Raw genomic sequence first — 16,302 nt, 5'->3', positions numbered from 1 at the left:
TGCGTTGTTACGCCTGTCCACCGCGGACAGACGGATGCCAGAAGGTGACGGTGCGCTCGACCAGCGCCACCACACCGTAGAAGATCGACCCGGCGAGTGCCGCGACCGCGATCTCGGCCCAGACCATGTCGACGTTCATGCGGCCCACCTCGGTGGAAATCCGGAATCCCATGCCGACGATGGGCGTGCCGAAGAATTCGGCGACGATGGCGCCGATCAGCGCCAGGGTGGAATTGATCTTCAGCGCGTTGAAGATGAACGGCCAGGCGGCCGGCAGGCGAAGCTTGACGAGCGTCTGCCACCAGCTGGCCGCATAGGTCCGCATCAGGTCGCGTTCCACGTGGCTGGCGGCGGCGAGGCCTGCGACCGTGTTCACCAGCATGGGGAAGAAGGTCATGATGACGACGACGGCGACCTTCGACTGCCAGTCGAAGCCGAACCACATGACCATGATCGGCGCCACGCCGATCACCGGCAGGGCCGAGACGAAATTGCCGAGTGGCAGAAGCCCCTTCTGCAGGAACGGCGAACGGTCGATCAGGATCGCGACGATGAAGCCGAGGCCGCAGCCGAGCGCGTAGCCGGTGATCACCGATTTCAGGAAGGTCTGGCGGAAGTCCGCCCAGAGCGTCGGCAGCGAGGTGACGAGCCGCTGCCAGATCGCGCTCGGCGGCGGCAGCAGCACGGAGGGGACGTTGAAGCCGCGCACGATGCCTTCCCACAACACCAGCAGCGTGATGCCGAAGAGAAGGGGCACCGCCACGCCTGCGATCCGCCGGGCCAGCGGATTCTGGAAATGCTGGCGCACGAGCCATTCGTTGAGCGCCCAGGCGGCGAGCCAGAAGACGATGGCGGCAAGCAGCGGGGTTGCGTTCATGCGCGCGCTCCCATCCGTCTGAGGACGGCGGCATGCGCGATGCCGACGATGATCACCAGCAAGGCCGCAACCGCGGCCGCCATGAACAGGGCCGCCCAGATCTGCACCGTCTGGCCGTAGTAGGAGCCGGCGAGCAGGCGGGCGCCGAGCCCGGCCACCGCGCCGGTCGGCAATTCGCCGACGATAGCGCCGACGAGCGAGATCGCGACTGCGACCTTCAGCGAGGTGAAGAGATAGGGCATGGAGGACGGCCAGCGCAGCTTCCAGAAGGTCTGGGACGAGGAGGCGTTGTAGGTGTGCATCAGGTCGAGCTGGATCTGCTCGGGGCTGCGCAGGCCCTTCACCATGCCGACGACGACGGGGAAGAAGCTGAGATAGGTGGAGATCAGCGCCTTCGGCAGAAGGCCGGAGAGGCCGACCGCGTTCAGCACGACGATGATCATCGGGGCGATGGCGAGGATGGGGATCGTCTGGCTGGCGATCACCCAGGGCATCAGCGAGCGGTCCATCGCCCGGTTGTGGACGATGCCGATGGCGAGCAGGATGCCGAGCACGGTGCCCATGGCGAAGCCGAGCAGGGTGGCCGAGAGCGTCACCCAGGCGTGGTAGACGAGGCTGCGCCTGGAGGTGACCGCCTTGTTGACGGTGGTGTCCCACAGCTCGGCTGCGACCTGGTGGGGGGCGGGCAGCACCGGACGCTCCTGCGCCATGGTCTTCGGCAGAAGCTCGGAGAGGGTGATCGTCGTGCCGTTGCGGGCCGCGGTGTCGCGCTCGAAGGGGGCGTTGAGGAAAAAGGCGGCGACGTACCAGAGCGCCACCAGCGCCAGCACGACCGTGGCGACGGGCAGGAGGCGGTCGAGGATGAAGTTCTCCTTGTCCATCGTCAGCTCCGCTCTCCCAGGGGCAACAGCATCAGCCCCATGGCGACCACGCCGAGACCGACCCCGGCGAGCTGGGTGTTCGACAGCCGCTCGTCGAAGACGGCGAAGGCGATGACGTTGACGAGCAGCAGCTGGGCGATGGCCGAGGCCGAGATGGCAAGCCCGAGCCCGCCCTCGCGCATCAGCCGCACCATCATCAGGTTGCCGACGCAGTAGAGAAACAGCGAGAAGAGGAGGAGCGCGAGGTTGTTGCTCGACACATAGGCCCGCGACGCCGTCGCCGCCGACAGGAACACGGCCATGGAACCGGCGAGCCAGAGGAGGAACGGGAGGTTCATCGGGCCCAATCCTCCTGAATGCCTGCACCCCCCTCTGCCCTGCCGGGCATCTCCCCCTCAAGGGGAGAGATCGGCAAACGGCGCCGTCCTGCCAATCCGGAAAAGCAAGGTGCAACCGCACAGCCGGCCCGCTTGCCGCGGGGGGCAGGGCGGACCGATCTCCTCCCTTGAGGGGGAGATGTCACGAAGTGACAGAGGGGGGTATCACGCCGGACAAGAGACCGTGCTTCCGATTTAGTCATAGCTGTGCCCCGCGCGCAGGCCCTCGCGGACGCGATGGGCGATTTCGAGGAATTCGGGGGTCTCGCGGATGTCGAGCGGGCGCTCCCTGGGCAGGGTCGATTCGATGATGTCGGTGACGCGGCCGGGGCGGGGGCTCATGACGACGATCTTCGTGGAGAGGTAGACCGCCTCGGGGATCGAGTGGGTGACGAAACAGATGGTCTTGTCGGTGCGCGCCCAGAGCTTCAGCAGCGCCTCGTTCAGGTGGTCGCGGACGATTTCGTCCAATGCGCCGAAGGGTTCGTCCATCAGCAGCAGGTCGGCGTCGAAGGCGAGCGCACGCGCAATCGAGGCGCGCTGCTGCATGCCGCCGGAGAGCTGCCAAGGATATTTCTTGCCGAAGCCCTCGAGATTGACCAGCTCCAGCGTGCGGGCGATCCGCTCCTTCTGCTCGGCCTTCGAATAGCCCATGATCTCCAGCGGCAGGGCGATGTTGTTCTCGATGGTGCGCCAGGGATAGAGCGCAGCCGCCTGGAAGACATAGCCGTAGGCGCGCTTGTGGCGCGCCTCTTCCGGCGTCATGCCGTTGACGGTGATCGTGCCCGCGGTCGGCTTTTCCAGATCGGCGATCACCCGCAGGAACGTCGTCTTGCCGCAGCCGGACGGGCCGATGAAGGAAACGAAGTCGCCCTTGTCGACCGTCAGGTCCACGCCCGTCAATGCGACGACGGGCCCATCGGCCGTCCCGAAGGTCAGGCCGAGATCTTGCGCGCAGACGACGGAGGCGGCAGTGCGGCTGTCCATTTTCAGGCCCTCGGTAGCGCTGGCGGAACCAGACTGCATGCCTGTCGGGCGCATTGCAATCGGCATTGTCTTCATGGTCAGATCGGACACGGGATTGTTCACACCGAAAGGTTGGAGGAAGGGCGATGGATGGGGATGAAATGGCGACCTGCCGGGTCATCCGGCCGGGCGGCAGCTATGACGGCAAGCAGGGACTTTCGTATTTCGAGGGGATCGCGCGGGAGACGGTCGGCTCGACCGGCATCTGCATGCACCTTCTGACGATCCCGCCCGGCGCACGGGCCAAGGCGCATCTGCACGAGAGCCACGAAACGGCGATCTACGTGCTCTCCGGCGAGGCGCACACCTGGTACGGCGCGCGGCTCGAGGCGCATGTCGTCGTCAAGGCGGGCGAGATGTTCTACATCCCCGCCGGCGTGCCGCACCTGCCGGCCAACCTCTCCGACGCGCCGTGCTCGGCCGTCATCGCGAGGACAGATCCGCACGAGCAGGAGAGCGTGGTGCTCTTGCCGGAACTGGATGGGCTGGTGCCGTGAGGGGCGATGCCGGCTGACAGCGGGCGCGGCGACGCGCCCCCCTCTGTCGCTTTGCGACATCTCCCCCGCAAGGGGGGAGATCGGTGCCACGCGATGCCGATGCCAAGGTTCGGCCGGGGATCGGTGCGTTTTTTGGGCCGACAGGCGGCGGGGAGCATGTCCGGCGGATTGCCCTTGAAGACGTGAATTCAGAAGACGTGAATTCGGGTTGCAGGCATCCGCATCGAGGTGCCTGTGTCCGCCTGCGGCGCCTCCTGCCCGATCTCCCCCCTCGAGGGGGAGATGTCCGGCAGGACAGAGGGGGGTGGCTGGCGGTCGCCGCATGCCGTCACACGCCCGTTGCCGGAATGCCGGTGCGCTCGACCTTGCGCGGCGCGGTGATCTCCTTCCAGGTGGAGAGCGCCTTGCTGACGGCGGTGACGGGCGCGCGACGGACGAATTCGCCGTGGCCCTCCTGCGTCTTGATGGTCGCCTCCTCGATCGCCACCACGCCGCGGGTCAGCGTGAAGCGCGGCAGGCCCACGACCTCCTTGCCCTCGAAGACGTTGTAGTCGATCGCCGACTGCTGGTTCCTGGCCGTGATCGTCTTCTTCCGCTTCGGGTCCCAGACGACGATGTCGGCATCGGCGCCGACGAGGATCGCGCCCTTCTTCGGATAGATGTTGAGGATCTTGGCGATGTTGGTCGAGGTGACGGCGACGAACTCGTTCATCGTCAGCCGGCCGGTGTTGACGCCGTGGGTCCAGAGCATCGGCATGCGGTCCTCGAGCCCGCCGGTGCCGTTCGGGATCTTGGTGAAGTCGCCGACGCCGAACCGCTTCTGCTTGGTGGTGAAGGCGCAGTGGTCGGTCGCGACCACCTGCAGCGAACCCGAGGCGAGGCCGGCCCAGAGGCTGTCCTGGTGCTGCTTGTTGCGGAACGGCGGCGACATGACGCGGCGGGCGGCATGGTCCCAGTCCTTGTCGAAATATTCGCTCTCGTCGAGCGTCAGGTGCTGGATCAGCGGCTCGCCATAGACGCGCATGCCCTTCTGCCGGGCGCGGCGGATCGCCTCGTGCGCCTGCTCGCAGGAGGTGTGGACGATGTAGACCGGACAGCCGGCCATGTCGGCGATCATGATGGCGCGGTTGGTCGCCTCGCCCTCCACTTCGGCCGGGCGCGAATAGGCGTGCGCCTCGGGGCCGTTGTTGCCCTCTGCCAGCAGTCTCGCCGACAGCGAGGCGACGACGTCGCCGTTCTCGGCGTGCACGAGCGGCAGGGCGCCGAGTTCGGCGCAGCGCTGGAAGGAGGCGAACATCTCGTCGTCGTCCACCATCAAGGCACCCTTGTAGGCCATGAAATGCTTGAAGGTGTTGATGCCCTTGTCCTCGACGATGGTCTTCATCTCGTTGAAGACCTGCTCGCTCCACCAGGTGATCGCCATGTGGAAGGAATAGTCGCAGTTGGCGCGGGTGGACTTGTTGTCCCACATGGTCAGCGCTTCGAGCAGAGACTGGCCGGGCGAGGGGAGCGCGAAGTCGACGACCATCGTCGTGCCGCCGGACAATGCTGCGCGCGTGCCGCTTTCGAAGTCGTCGGAGGAATAGGTGCCCATGAAGGGCATCTCCAGATGGGTGTGCGGATCGATGCCGCCCGGCATGACGTAGCAGCCGGCCGCGTCCAGCACCGCGTCGCCGGCAAGGTCCGGCCCGATCTCGACAATCCTGCCGCCTTCGATCTTGACGTCCGCCTTGTAGGTCAGGTCGGCGGTGACGACGGTTCCGCCCTTGATGACTGTGGTGGTCATATTGATGTTCCCTTCGTGTTTCCGCCCGCCGTTTGCACCTTGGGGACCCGCGTCTTGACGTTCATGAAAATCTCGATGCTCTCGGCGAGTTCGGAATCGTCTGCATCGAGCTTGGAGAGCAACTTTCTGAAGCGAAGAAGGAGATCGGGATTCGCATCCCAAAGCCGAATTTCATCCGGCTCGAGTTCTTTGATGGGCTTCTGTTGAGACAATTCAGCACGTTCGACCATTCGCGTCGGGAAAGGGCCGTTTGCACTAGGCCAGCCCATGTGCCAATTGATGCTGCGCTCGGGCCGGAGTTGGTCCATCGGGCTACTCCACTATCCCCGCCGTCTCCATCACCGCGTGGAACAGCACGTCGGCGCCGGCACTGGCCCAGTCCTTGGAAATCTCCTCGGCCTCGTTGTGGCTCAGGCCGCCGACGCAGGGGCACATGATCATGGTGGCCGGGGCCACCTTGGCGACCCAGCAGGCGTCGTGGCCGGCGCCGGAGATGATGTTCATGTGGCTGTAGCCGAGGTGTTCGGCCGCATTGCGGACGGCGGAGACGAGCGTCGGGTCGAAGGTGACCGGATCGAAGTGGCCGACGGCCTCGACCGAACAGCCGACGCCGAGCGCCGCGCAGATCTTCGCCGCCTCGGCCTCGATCTTCGCACGCATGCCGTCGAGCTTCGTCTGGTCCGGCGAGCGGATGTCGACGGTGAAGACGACCTTGCCGGGAAGCACGTTGCGCGAGTTCGGCGAGAAGAACGCCTGGCCGACGCCGCCGACGGCGCCGGGCTGGGCCTCCATCGCCACCGCCTGCACCATCTCCATGATGCGCGCCATCGCCAGCCCGGCATTGACGCGCAGGTTCATCGGCGTCGAGCCGGTATGCGCCTCGCGGCCGGTGAGCGTGAACTCCAGCCACCACAGGCCCTGGCAATGCGTGACGACGCCGATCTGCCTGTTCTCGGCTTCGAGGATCGGTCCCTGCTCGATGTGGTACTCGAAATAGGCGTGCATCTTGCGCGCGCCGACCTCCTCGTCGCCGACCCAGCCGATGCGCTTCAATTCGTCGCCGAAGGTCTTGCCGTCGGGATCGGTGCGCGCATAGGCATAGTCGAGACCGAGGGCGCCGGCGAAGACGCCGGAGGCGAGCATCGCCGGGGCGAAGCGGGCGCCTTCCTCGTTGGTCCAGTTGGTGACGACGATGGGATGCTTCGTCCGGATGCCGAGATCGTTCATCGAGCGGATGACTTCCAGGCCGGACAGCACGCCCAGCACGCCGTCATACTTGCCGCCGGTCGGCTGGGTGTCGAGGTGAGAGCCGACATAGACCGGCAGCGCGTCCGGGTCGGTGCCCGGACGGGTGGCGAACATCGTGCCCATCCGGTCGACGCCGAGCGTCATGCCGGCCGCCTCGCACCAGCGCCGAAACAGGCTGCGGCCCTCGGCGTCGGCATCGGTCAGCGTCTGGCGATTGTTGCCGCCGGCGACGCCCGGGCCGATCCTGGCCATCTCCATGAGGCTATCCCACAGGCGGTCGGCATTGACGCGCATGTTCTCGCCGGGTGCGGCCATCTCGCTAGCTCCCTTTCTTTCGGCTCCGCGTGAGAGCCGTTATCTGTTCCCGCCGGTCACCGGGCGCGATTGTCGTTTTTCTGCGCCTACCGAACAGCAGTTGCCTTTGTTTCGCAACTGGCTGATAATTTGACCGGTTGGTAAACATTACAGCTTCCGTTGCGGCACTCAAGTCGAAAAAGCGAAAAGCCCCGGGCCTCGCCCACAGGAATGGCAGAGAGTTAAACTGGTGATTTTGACGGCACTTTCCCGTCCGTGCGAAGGCTAGGAAGCAGATGGTTCTACCAAGGGCAGCCAGGACCCAACGGCGCACCCGCATCCAGGAGGAGAAGGAGGAGCGGATCCTCGAAGCGGCGCTCGAGGTGTTTTCGCTGCATGGCTTCCGTGGCGCGACCGTCGACCAGATCGCCGAGGTGGCCGGCATGTCGAAGCCGAACCTGCTCTACTATTTCCGCACCAAGGAGGCGATGCACCGGGCGCTGATCACCCGCGTCCTCGACACGTGGCTCGATCCCTTGCGCGAATTCGATGCGGCGGGAAATCCGGTCTCCGAGATCCGCAGCTACATCCGCCGCAAGCTGGAGATGGCGCGCGATTTCCCGCGCGAAAGCCGGCTCTTCGCCAACGAGGTGCTGCAGGGGGCGACCAATATCGAGGACGAGCTGAAGGGGCCGCTGAAGGCGCTGGTGGACGAGAAGGCGGCGGTGATCCGCGCCTGGGCGAAGGCGGGCAAGATCGCCAAGTGCGACCCCTACCACCTGATCTTCTCGATCTGGTCGACGACGCAGCATTATGCGGACTTCGACGTGCAGGTCCGGGCGGTGCTCGGTCAGGAGAAGGCGGGCGAGGGGCGTTTCGAGGACGCGGCGCGCTTTCTGGAACAGCTCTTCATCAACGGGCTGCAGGTGCGCGACGGCGCGTCCTGACGGTTGCCCGCGTCAGGCGGCCGCCGTCTCGACGCGGTTGCGGCCACAGGCCTTGGCCCGGTACAGGGCCGCATCCGCCTCAGCCAGCAGGGCATCCAGCGAGGGCCTGGCGATGCCGGTCTGGAACGCCAGGCCGATGCTGACGGTGATCGTCAGGCGGCACCCGTCTGCGATGTCGACTGCGTGGTCTTCCACGGCGCGGCGAAGCCGTTCGGCGAAGGCCCGGGCCTCGCCATGCGTCGTCTGCGGCAACAGGATCGCAAACTCCTCTCCGCCCAGCCGTCCGAACAGGTAGCCCGGCCGCAGGGTTGCAAGCACCGTCGAGGCGAAGGCGACGAGGACACGGTCGCCGGCCGCGTGCCCATGATGGTCGTTGACCGACTTGAAGCGGTCGACGTCGAGCATCAGCACGGCGGCCGTGCCGTTCTCTTCGAGATGGCGCTCGCTGCGCTCGATGAAGGTCGCCCGCGTCAGCGCGCCGGTCATCTCGTCGTGCTCGACCATGTCCTTCAGCCGCATCAGCAGCTGGTTTCGCGCCGCATTGAGGTTGGCGACCGAAAGCGGCGCCAGGGCGATGAGCGCGAGCGCCAGGCGGATCGACTTGCCCCAGTCCAGGAGGTCGGCATCGCCGGGGAGGTTGGCAAAGGCGCCGGTGATGATGACCATGCCCCAGATGGTGAAGCACAGCGTCAGCACCGCCGTCGAAAACAGGGAATAGCTGACCGCGCACCAGAGCAGGGCGGGCACCGGGAAGGCGAAGGAGCCGGGGCCCTCCAGCAGGCTGCCGAGCAGGATGGAGACGGCCAGCGCCAGGGCGGGGGCCGCTCTACGAAACCCTTGCGCCGACTGCTCGATCCGCCCTGGCAGGCGCATGTCCGAAAGCTTCGGCGCCGTCAGGATCACCGGCAGCACCACCGTCGTGTTCGCCAGTTCGGTGCTGAACCAGAGTTCGAGGCTCAGGGCGAAGTCGCGCCCGAAATAGACGGTCGAGACCCCGGCGCCGACAAAGGCGCTGGTGGCCGCGGCACAGCAGCAGACGGCAAAGAGCACGATGACCGATTGCGGCCAGCGCATGCGGCGATGATCCTCGGCGAGGGCGCGGAACAGCACGTATCCGGTCGCAGCCTCCGTCAGGTTGGCCGCGGTCAGCCAGAGCGTCATGCCGAGCGTGCTGCCGGTGACGAGGTCGGCGGCGACATAGCCTGCGAAGGCGGCGACCCAGCCGCCGAAGGAGGCGAGTCGCGGTTCGCGCATCATCAGGCCGAGCAGGACGGCGTTGGCGGGCCAGAACGCGGCGAGAAATCCGACCGGACGGCTGAGGATGCCGAAGAGTGCGGCGCAGAATATCAGCGAAGCGACCAGCAGCATGTCGGCCGGCAGGCTCCGCGCCTGCGATGCCGACGACGATCCCGCGTCGTGCCGACCTTGCTCCACCATCCGTTTTCCCCGCATGCTCTCGCCCCGGCCGCCCGAAGCGGCCTTCCTCAGATGCCACGCCTGCCATGAACCGATGCTGAACTGGCGCTGGCGCGCGCCGGACCGGTGCGCGGCCTCGAAAGCATGGAGACGGCAGCCAGGCAAGCGTTTTTGTCGGGGGCGGTTGCAATAGCGGGAGCCGCTGCGGGCCTGCAGGCCGCAGTCGTGAGCAGGGCTCAGATTTCGGGCACGGGCCGCAGCCCCTGCGCTAAGGATGCCGCCGGCGGAACCGGCGGCATCCTGCGTCTCATTCGGCCGCCTGGCGCGCCATCGGATTGTTCGGATGGGTGGTCCAGTTGGCGTAGTTGGGATCGACCGGCTTGCCGGTGCGGCGGTCCATGCTGCCGGCGGGAAGCGCGTTCATGGTGATGCAGTTCTCCACCGGGCAGACGTTGACGCAGAGATTGCAGCCGACGCATTCCTCCTCGATCACCTCGAAATGGCGGGCGCCGTCCACGAGCGCGGTGATCGCCTGGTGCGAGGTGTCCTCGCAGGCGATGTGGCAGCGGCCGCACTTGATGCAGGCGTCCTGGTCGATGTGCGCCTTGGCGACGTAGTTCAGGTTCAGGTACTGCCAGTCCGTCGTGTTCGGCACGGCGCGGGCGATGATGTCGTCCAGCGAGCGGTGGCCCTTCTCGTCCATCCAGTCGGAGAGGCCGGAGATCATCTCCTGGACAATCTTGAAGCCGTAGGTCATGGCGGCGGTGCAGACCTGCACGTTGCCGGCGCCGAGCGCCAGGAACTCGGCGGCGTCCCGCCAGGTGGTGATGCCGCCGATGCCGGAGATGGGCAGCCCGTAGGTTTCCGGATCGCGGGCGATCTCGGCCACCATGTTGAGCGCGATCGGCTTGACCGCCGGGCCGCAATAGCCGCCGTGGGAGCCCTTGCCGCCGACCGTCGGCGTCGGCGCGAACGTGTCGAGATCGACCGAGACGATCGAGTTGATCGTGTTGATCAACGACACGGCGTCGGTGCCGCCGGCCTTGGCGGCGCGCGCCGGCTTGCGGATGTCGGTGATGTTCGGCGTCAGCTTGGTGATGACGGGCATGCGGGTGTACTGCTTGCACCAGCGCACGACCATCTCGATGTATTCCGGGACCTGGCCGACGGCGGAGCCCATGCCGCGCTCGGACATGCCGTGCGGACAGCCGAAGTTGAGCTCGATGCCGTCGGCGCCCGTCTCCTCGACGAGCGGCAGGATGGATTTCCAGGCGTTCTCCTCGCAGGGCACCATGATCGAGGCGACCAGCGCCCGGTCGGGCCAGTTCATCTTCACCTGCTTCATTTCCTGCAGGTTGACCTGCAGCGGCCGGTCGGTGATCAGCTCGATGTTGTTCAGCCCGAGCAGGCGCCGGTCGGCGCCCCAGATGGCGCCGTAGCGCGGGCCGTTGACGTTGACGACCGGCGGGCCTTCCTCGCCGAGCGTCTTCCAGACGACGCCGCCCCAGCCCGCCTTGAAGGCGCGCTCGACGTTGTAGGCCTTGTCCGTCGGCGGCGCGGAGGCCAGCCAGAAGGGGTTGGGCGACTTGATGCCGACGAAGGTGTTGCGAAGATCAGCCATGTCCGTTCCTCCCCTCAGGCAACCGCGACAGCGGGATTGGCCGCGGCGGCGAGCGCCCGGTTGATCGAATCGGCCGCATCGCGGCCCTGTGCGACCGAGGTGACCGTCAGGTCCTCGCCGGCCTTGACGCAGTCGCCGCCGGCCCAGACGCGGGCCATCGAGGTCTTGCCTTCGGCGTCGACGGCAATGCGGCCGCCATCCAGTCTCAGGTTCGGCACGCAGGTCGGATCGAAGGTCTGGCCGATCGCCTTGAAGATCTGGTCGGCCGCGAGGATGCCGGTCTCGCCGGTGCCCTGGAGCTTGCCGTCCTGCATTTCGGTGTATTCCACCTCGATGCCGGCGACCTTGCCGTCCTTGCCGATGACGCGCTTCGGCTGCAGCCAGTGACGGATCATCACGCCCTTGGAGGTGGCGAGTTCCTGCTCGAACTCCGACGCGTTCATGTCTTCCTTGCCGCGGCGATAGCAGATCGTCACCTCCTCGGCGCCGAGAAGCTTGGCCTGGACGGCGGCGTCGATCGCGGTCATGCCGCCGCCGATGACGACGACGCGCCGGCCGATGGCGATGTCGGCCTTGTCCTCCACCTGCCGCAGCGCGGCGATGAAATCGACCGCATCCTCGACGCCGGAGAGCTGCTCGCCCTCGATCCGGAGCGCGTTGACGCCGGCAAGGCCGATGCCGAGGAAGACCGCGTCGAAATTCTCCGCCAGCTCGCCGAGGGTGAAATCGCGGCCCAGCTTCTGGCCGTTGCGGATCTCGATGCCGCCGATGGCGAGCACGTAGTCCACCTCCCGCTGGGCGAAATCGTCCGTCGTCTTGTAGGTGGCGATGCCGTATTCGTTGAGGCCGCCCGGCTTGACCCGCGCGTCGAAGATGATGACGTCGTGGCCGTTCATGGCGAGGCGGTGGGCGCAGGCGAGGCCGGCGGGGCCCGCTCCGACCACGGCGATCCGGTGGCGGGTCCGTTCCGGCCGCGGATAGAACTGGATGTTCTTCTCCATCGCCGTGTCGGTCGCATGGCGCTGGAGAAGGCCGATCTCGACGGGGCGGTCTTCGGCGGTGTTGCGCACGCAGGCCTGTTCGCACAGCGTTTCGGTGGGACAGACGCGGGCGCACATGCCGCCGAGGATGTTCTGGTCGAAGATGGTCTTGGCCGCGCCGACGGCATTGCCGGTCGAGATCTGGCGGATGAACATCGGGATGTCGATGGAGGTCGGACAGGCCGTCATGCACGGCGCGTCGTAGCAGAAATAACAGCGGTCGGCGGCGACCAGAGCCTGATGCCGGTCCAGCGGCGGATGCAGGTCGGAGAAGTTCTTTTCGTAGTCGGCGGACGACAGCCTGTCCCCCCGGATTCCGGATATGCTCGTTCCCATTATTGTCTCCCATTATTTGGGCTTTTGACTGGAGAAACGGTAACACGGTTTATTTTTTTATCAAACGGTAAAAGTTCGGTCTGAAATGCCGGATTTCCAGGCCCTGGAAGGACGTAAAACTTGAGAGTGACGGTTGTGTTTTACTGTCCCGAAATCGACGGAATTTCGTTTCGTCCCGCTCTGGCCAAGACGGGTTTGACAGGACGGGGGAAATGATGGCAGCAAATCCCAAAAGCAGGTAAGAGGTCTGAAGGCGATGGCAAGGCGATCCGAGACGGGCGGCAGGCTGGACGATGCGGCACGGGCCGGCTGGCTCTACTATGTCGCCGGTCGCACCCAGGACGAGATCGCCTCTGCGATGGGCATTTCGCGCCAGTCGGCGCAGCGCCTCGTCTCGCTCGCGGTTGCCGAAAGGCTGATCAAGGTGCGGCTCGACCATCCGATCGCCGAATGCCTGGAACTGGCGGAACGCCTCAAGCAGCGATTCGATCTCGTCCATGTCGACGTCGTGCCGACCGATCCGGCCTCGACCTCGACGACGGTCGGCATCGCGGAGGCGGGGGCGGCGGAAATCGAGCGCTGGCTCAAGCGGCCGGAGCCGATCGTGCTCGCCGTCGGAACGGGGCGCACGCTCAAGGCCGCGATCGACCAGTTGCCGGCCATGGAATGTCCGCAGCACCGGATCATGTCGCTGACCGGCAATATCGGCCCGGACGGCTCGGCGGCCTACTACAACGTCATCTTCAGCATGGCCGATGCGGTCAAGGCGCGGCATTTCCCGATGCCGCTGCCGGTGCTCGTCTCCTCGGCCAAGGAGCGCGACCTCCTGCACGAGCAGAGCCTCGTGCAATCGACGCTGAAGCTGGCGCAGGAGGCCGACGTCGCCTTCGTCGGTGTCGGCGAACTGGGCCCGGATGCGCCGCTTTGCGTCGACGGTTTCCTCGACCGGGAGGAAATGGCGCAACTGACGGCGGAAGGGGCGGCGGGGGAAATCTGCGGCTGGATGTTCGACCGGGAGGGCGTCCTTCTTTCCGGCAGCATCAACGAACGCGTCGCCTCCGTCCCGCTTCCCTCGCGCGACAAGGCCTCGGTCATCGGGCTCGCCAAGGGAAGCCGCAAGCATCTGGCGATCCTCTCGGCGCTGAAGGGACGGATGATCAACGGGCTCATCACCGACGAGGCGACGGCGAAATATCTGCTGTCGGCCTAAGCGTCCGGGCGAATATGCCCGGCCTGCGCCTTGTCCTTACTCTCCCTCGCCATAGTTGATAGGGCGCGAACCCACCGGGGTGCACTCACACGGACCGGCGCGCGACGCCGTCGACAAGGGAGAATCAGATGAAAATCCAGAAGAACGGATCGGCGCATTGGACCGGGGGCCTGAAGGACGGCAAGGGCCTGATCTCCACCCAGAGCGGTGCGCTGAAGGACTATCCCTACGGCTTTGCCACACGGTTCGAAGGCGTTCCGGGCAGCAACCCGGAGGAACTGATCGGGGCCGCCCACGCGGCCTGCTTCACGATGGCGCTGTCGCTGATCCTCGGCGAGGCCGGGCTGACCGCCGACAGCCTGGAAACCAAAGCCGACGTCACGCTGGAGAAGGTCGCCGACGGCTTCGCCATCACCGCGATCGCGCTGACCTTGCACGGTGTGGTGCCGGGTGCGGACGAGGCGACCTTCACCGGGCTCGCCAACAAGGCAAAGGCGGGCTGCCCGGTGTCGAAGGCGCTGGCGGCCGTCCCGATCAGCCTCGCCGTCTCGCTCGGATAGTGCGCGCGGGCAGGGCGTCCGGTAGCGCCGCGGAGACCGGGCTGACGGCCCTTTCGGGGGCGTTTCGGATACCGGAAGCGGCTTGCATCGGCGGATGATCCGACCGGCAAGCCGCCGTCGTCACTTCGCCCGCCGGAACGTCCATTTGACGACGAATTCGCCGCCGGATTTGATCTTGGTCTTCGTCTTGAACCTGACCGGACCGCCGAGGGCTTCCTCGGCGGCCTCGAAGGCCCGGCGGGCCTCGGCGATCGCCTTGTGATAGGCGCTGTTGTCGCGCCGCGGGCCTTCGGCCACCGCCTTGATCAGGGCGTGCATTTCCGGCGTGTCCGGCCCCGGCAGGTCCTTGCCCATGGTCGATCGTGCTCCTTCGCCGCGTTGCCGCGGTCATTGCCGCGGCCTGCGCCGGGGTACACCAAACGTCTGGACCCGATCAATCCATGCCAGGGGGGCGGGCAGTCGGCTTGCGGGCCTCCGCCGCCGTTCGGCCGTTCATCGGGTGATATCCGCTGCCATTTCGCGCTATCCGGGCAGACGCGAATGCCTGATTTATAGGCGCCCGGCATTTTTCCCCACCGGCCTTTTCGAACGAAATTTCCGCTATATATCAATCGCATGACCCCGATTTTCGGCGGCGCAGCGCAAAATGGCCGTTGACATTTTGGGCAATAGAGTGAGTAAATGCCCATGAGCGAAGCAAATGCTCATAACCCTTCTGGGAGGAAGTCATGAATTTGAAGACATTTCTGCTGGGCGCCTGCTCGGCTGTAGCCCTGTGCGGATTTGCGAATGCGGAAACCCTGACGATCGCGACCGTCAACAACTCGGACATGATCCGGATGCAGGGGCTGACGTCGGAGTTCACCAAGGCCAACCCCGACATCCAGGTCGAGTGGGTCACGCTCGAGGAGAACGTCCTGCGCGAGCGCGTCACCACCGACATCGCCGCCAGCGGCGGCCAGTACGACATCGTCACGATCGGCAACTACGAGGTTCCGATCTGGGCCAAGCAGCAGTGGCTGCTGCCGCTCGACGGCCTCGGCGACAGCTATGACGTCGACGACCTGCTGCCGGCGATCCGCGGCGGCCTGTCCGTCGACGGCAAGCTCTATGCCGCGCCGTTCTACGGTGAATCGGCGATGATCATGTACCGCAAGGACCTGTTCGAGAAGGCCGGGCTGACCATGCCCGACAGCCCGACCTGGGAGTTCATCGGCGAGGCCGCCCGCAAGATCACCGACCGCAACGCCGACATCTCCGGCATCTGCCTGCGCGGCAAGGCCGGCTGGGGCGAAAACATGGCCTTCGTCTCGGCGCTCAACAACTCGTTCGGCGGCCGCTGGTTCGATGAAAACTGGAAGCCGCAGTTCGACCAGCCGGAATGGAAGGCGGCGCTGCAGTTCTATGCCGACCTGATGAAGGATGCCGGCCCGTCCGGCGCCTCGTCGAACGGCTTCAACGAGAACCTGACGCTGTTCCAGCAGGGCAAGTGCGGCATGTGGATGGATGCCACCGTGGCAGCATCCATGGTCTCCAACCCGAAGGAATCGACCGTTGCCGACAAGGTCGGCTATGCGATCTTCCCGTCCAAGGAAGGCGTCAACAATCACGGCAACTGGCTGTGGTCGTGGAACCTCGCCATCCCGGCCTCTTCGCAGAAGGCGGAAGCCGCGCAGAAGTTCATCGCCTGGGCGACCAGCAAGGACTACACCGCCCTCGTCGCCTCCAAGGAAGGCTGGGCCAGCGTGCCTCCGGGCACGCGCACCTCGCTCTACAACAACGAGGAGTACAAGAAGGCTGCCCCGTTCGCCGGCCCGACGCTTGCTGCGATGGATGCCGCCGACATCACCAAGCCGACCGTCAAGCCGGTGCCCTACACCGGTGGCCAGTTCGTCGCGATCCCGGAATTCCAGGCTCTCGGCACCACGGTCGGCCAGCTGTTCTCGGCCGTCATCGCCGGTCAGTCGACCGTCGACGATGCACTGACGGCAGCGCAGGCGACTGCGACGCGCGACATGACGCGTGCGGGCTACATCAAGTAGGCTTCCCCCCGAGAGCATGGGCTGTCCGGTCTCGCACCGGGCGGCCCGTCCATCGGGCAGGGCGGTCCTTCTGACCTGCCGACAACCGTCGGGCGTCGTATGACAAGAAACTCGAGCCACCGCGCGGTCGCCTTCCGCCTTGAT

At 66.0% G+C, this 16,302-nt stretch carries 16 protein-coding genes; 5 read left to right on the top strand and 11 right to left on the bottom strand.

From position 1 onward, the window contains the following. Nucleotides 1–7: 7 nt before the first annotated feature. The 4 genes from P0086_RS13730 to P0086_RS13715 all read right to left on the bottom strand — a co-directional run bounded on the left by P0086_RS13730 (nucleotide 8) and on the right by P0086_RS13715 (nucleotide 3,122). Entirely contained in the window at nucleotides 8–877 is an 870-nt protein-coding gene (locus tag P0086_RS13730; protein WP_275786363.1) for an ABC transporter permease, read from the bottom strand. After that, entirely contained in the window at nucleotides 874–1,758 is an 885-nt protein-coding gene (locus P0086_RS13725; protein WP_275786361.1) for an ABC transporter permease, read from the bottom strand. The genes P0086_RS13730 and P0086_RS13725 overlap by 4 nt, the downstream gene beginning before the upstream one ends. 2 nt (nucleotides 1,759–1,760) lie before the next feature. Continuing rightward, a complete protein-coding gene (locus tag P0086_RS13720; protein WP_112593869.1) occupies nucleotides 1,761–2,096 on the bottom strand; it encodes a hypothetical protein in 336 nt (111 codons plus the stop codon). A gap of 234 nt (nucleotides 2,097–2,330) precedes the next feature. Beyond that, nucleotides 2,331–3,122: an ABC transporter ATP-binding protein gene (locus tag P0086_RS13715; protein WP_112593870.1), complete on the bottom strand. Its 792-nt coding sequence runs from the start codon at nucleotides 3,120–3,122 to the stop codon at nucleotides 2,331–2,333. Between the two features lie 125 nt (nucleotides 3,123–3,247). On the opposite strand from P0086_RS13715, the gene P0086_RS13710 reads away from it, so the two are divergent. Further along, complete coding sequence (locus P0086_RS13710; protein ID WP_275786357.1) at nucleotides 3,248–3,658, top strand: cupin domain-containing protein; 411 nt, start codon at nucleotides 3,248–3,250, stop codon at nucleotides 3,656–3,658. A 328-nt stretch (nucleotides 3,659–3,986) separates the two neighbouring features. Here the strand turns inward: P0086_RS13710 and hydA are convergent, their stop codons facing one another. Genes hydA through P0086_RS13695 form a run of 3 tightly spaced genes read right to left on the bottom strand, consistent with a single transcriptional unit; the run spans nucleotide 3,987 to nucleotide 7,007 of the window. Beyond that, nucleotides 3,987–5,444 carry a dihydropyrimidinase gene (hydA, locus tag P0086_RS13705; RefSeq protein WP_275786354.1) on the bottom strand — a complete coding sequence of 486 codons (1,458 nt, stop codon included), beginning with the start codon at nucleotides 5,442–5,444 and terminating at the stop codon, nucleotides 3,987–3,989. Then, entirely contained in the window at nucleotides 5,441–5,752 is a 312-nt protein-coding gene (locus P0086_RS13700) for a hypothetical protein (protein ID WP_275786351.1), read from the bottom strand. Before P0086_RS13700 ends, hydA begins: the two co-directional genes overlap by 4 nt. Before the next feature lie 4 nt (nucleotides 5,753–5,756). Next, nucleotides 5,757–7,007, bottom strand: coding sequence for a Zn-dependent hydrolase (locus P0086_RS13695; protein ID WP_148152031.1), 1,251 nt, complete (start codon nucleotides 7,005–7,007; stop codon nucleotides 5,757–5,759). A 275-nt stretch (nucleotides 7,008–7,282) separates the two neighbouring features. On the opposite strand from P0086_RS13695, the gene P0086_RS13690 reads away from it, so the two are divergent. Beyond that, nucleotides 7,283–7,933, top strand: a complete 651-nt coding sequence (locus P0086_RS13690; protein WP_112606671.1) for a TetR family transcriptional regulator C-terminal domain-containing protein — start codon at nucleotides 7,283–7,285, stop codon at nucleotides 7,931–7,933. A gap of 12 nt (nucleotides 7,934–7,945) precedes the next feature. Here P0086_RS13690 and P0086_RS13685 read toward each other — a convergent pair whose 3' ends face one another. The 3 genes from P0086_RS13685 to P0086_RS13675 form a co-directional block, all read right to left on the bottom strand. Beyond that, nucleotides 7,946–9,370 (bottom strand): sensor domain-containing diguanylate cyclase, encoded by a 1,425-nt coding sequence (locus P0086_RS13685; RefSeq protein WP_275786346.1) that lies wholly within the window; start codon nucleotides 9,368–9,370, stop codon nucleotides 7,946–7,948. Nucleotides 9,371–9,656: 286 nt separating this feature from the next. Continuing rightward, nucleotides 9,657–10,970 carry an NAD-dependent dihydropyrimidine dehydrogenase subunit PreA gene (gene preA / locus P0086_RS13680; RefSeq protein WP_112606667.1) on the bottom strand — a complete coding sequence of 438 codons (1,314 nt, stop codon included), beginning with the start codon at nucleotides 10,968–10,970 and terminating at the stop codon, nucleotides 9,657–9,659. A gap of 14 nt (nucleotides 10,971–10,984) precedes the next feature. Next, the gene (locus P0086_RS13675) at nucleotides 10,985–12,346 is read right to left on the bottom strand and encodes an NAD(P)-dependent oxidoreductase (protein ID WP_112593879.1); all 1,362 of its coding nucleotides are present in this window, start codon (nucleotides 12,344–12,346) and stop codon (nucleotides 10,985–10,987) included. A gap of 256 nt (nucleotides 12,347–12,602) precedes the next feature. Here P0086_RS13675 and P0086_RS13670 point away from each other — a divergent pair, with 256 nt between their 5' ends. Both P0086_RS13670 and P0086_RS13665 read left to right on the top strand, forming a co-directional pair. Continuing rightward, nucleotides 12,603–13,556, top strand: coding sequence for a sugar-binding transcriptional regulator (locus tag P0086_RS13670; RefSeq protein WP_275786341.1), 954 nt, complete (start codon nucleotides 12,603–12,605; stop codon nucleotides 13,554–13,556). A gap of 128 nt (nucleotides 13,557–13,684) precedes the next feature. Next, entirely contained in the window at nucleotides 13,685–14,116 is a 432-nt protein-coding gene (locus P0086_RS13665) for an OsmC family protein (RefSeq protein WP_148191603.1), read from the top strand. Between the two features lie 120 nt (nucleotides 14,117–14,236). Here P0086_RS13665 and P0086_RS13660 read toward each other — a convergent pair whose 3' ends face one another. Beyond that, nucleotides 14,237–14,470 (bottom strand): hypothetical protein, encoded by a 234-nt coding sequence (locus P0086_RS13660; protein ID WP_275786337.1) that lies wholly within the window; start codon nucleotides 14,468–14,470, stop codon nucleotides 14,237–14,239. 374 nt (nucleotides 14,471–14,844) lie between these two features. Between P0086_RS13660 and P0086_RS13655 the strand changes: the two genes are divergently transcribed. Further along, nucleotides 14,845–16,158 carry a sugar ABC transporter substrate-binding protein gene (locus tag P0086_RS13655; RefSeq protein WP_112593882.1) on the top strand — a complete coding sequence of 438 codons (1,314 nt, stop codon included), beginning with the start codon at nucleotides 14,845–14,847 and terminating at the stop codon, nucleotides 16,156–16,158. Nucleotides 16,159–16,302 lie beyond the last annotated feature (144 nt).

The sequence above is a fragment of the Mycoplana sp. MJR14 genome (genome assembly GCF_029210525.1).
In the GTDB taxonomy this organism is placed as follows: Bacteria; Pseudomonadota; Alphaproteobacteria; order Rhizobiales; family Rhizobiaceae; genus Mycoplana.
The sequence above is the reverse complement of the archived record's forward strand: the minus strand, read 5'-3'. Positions and strand labels throughout refer to the sequence as shown.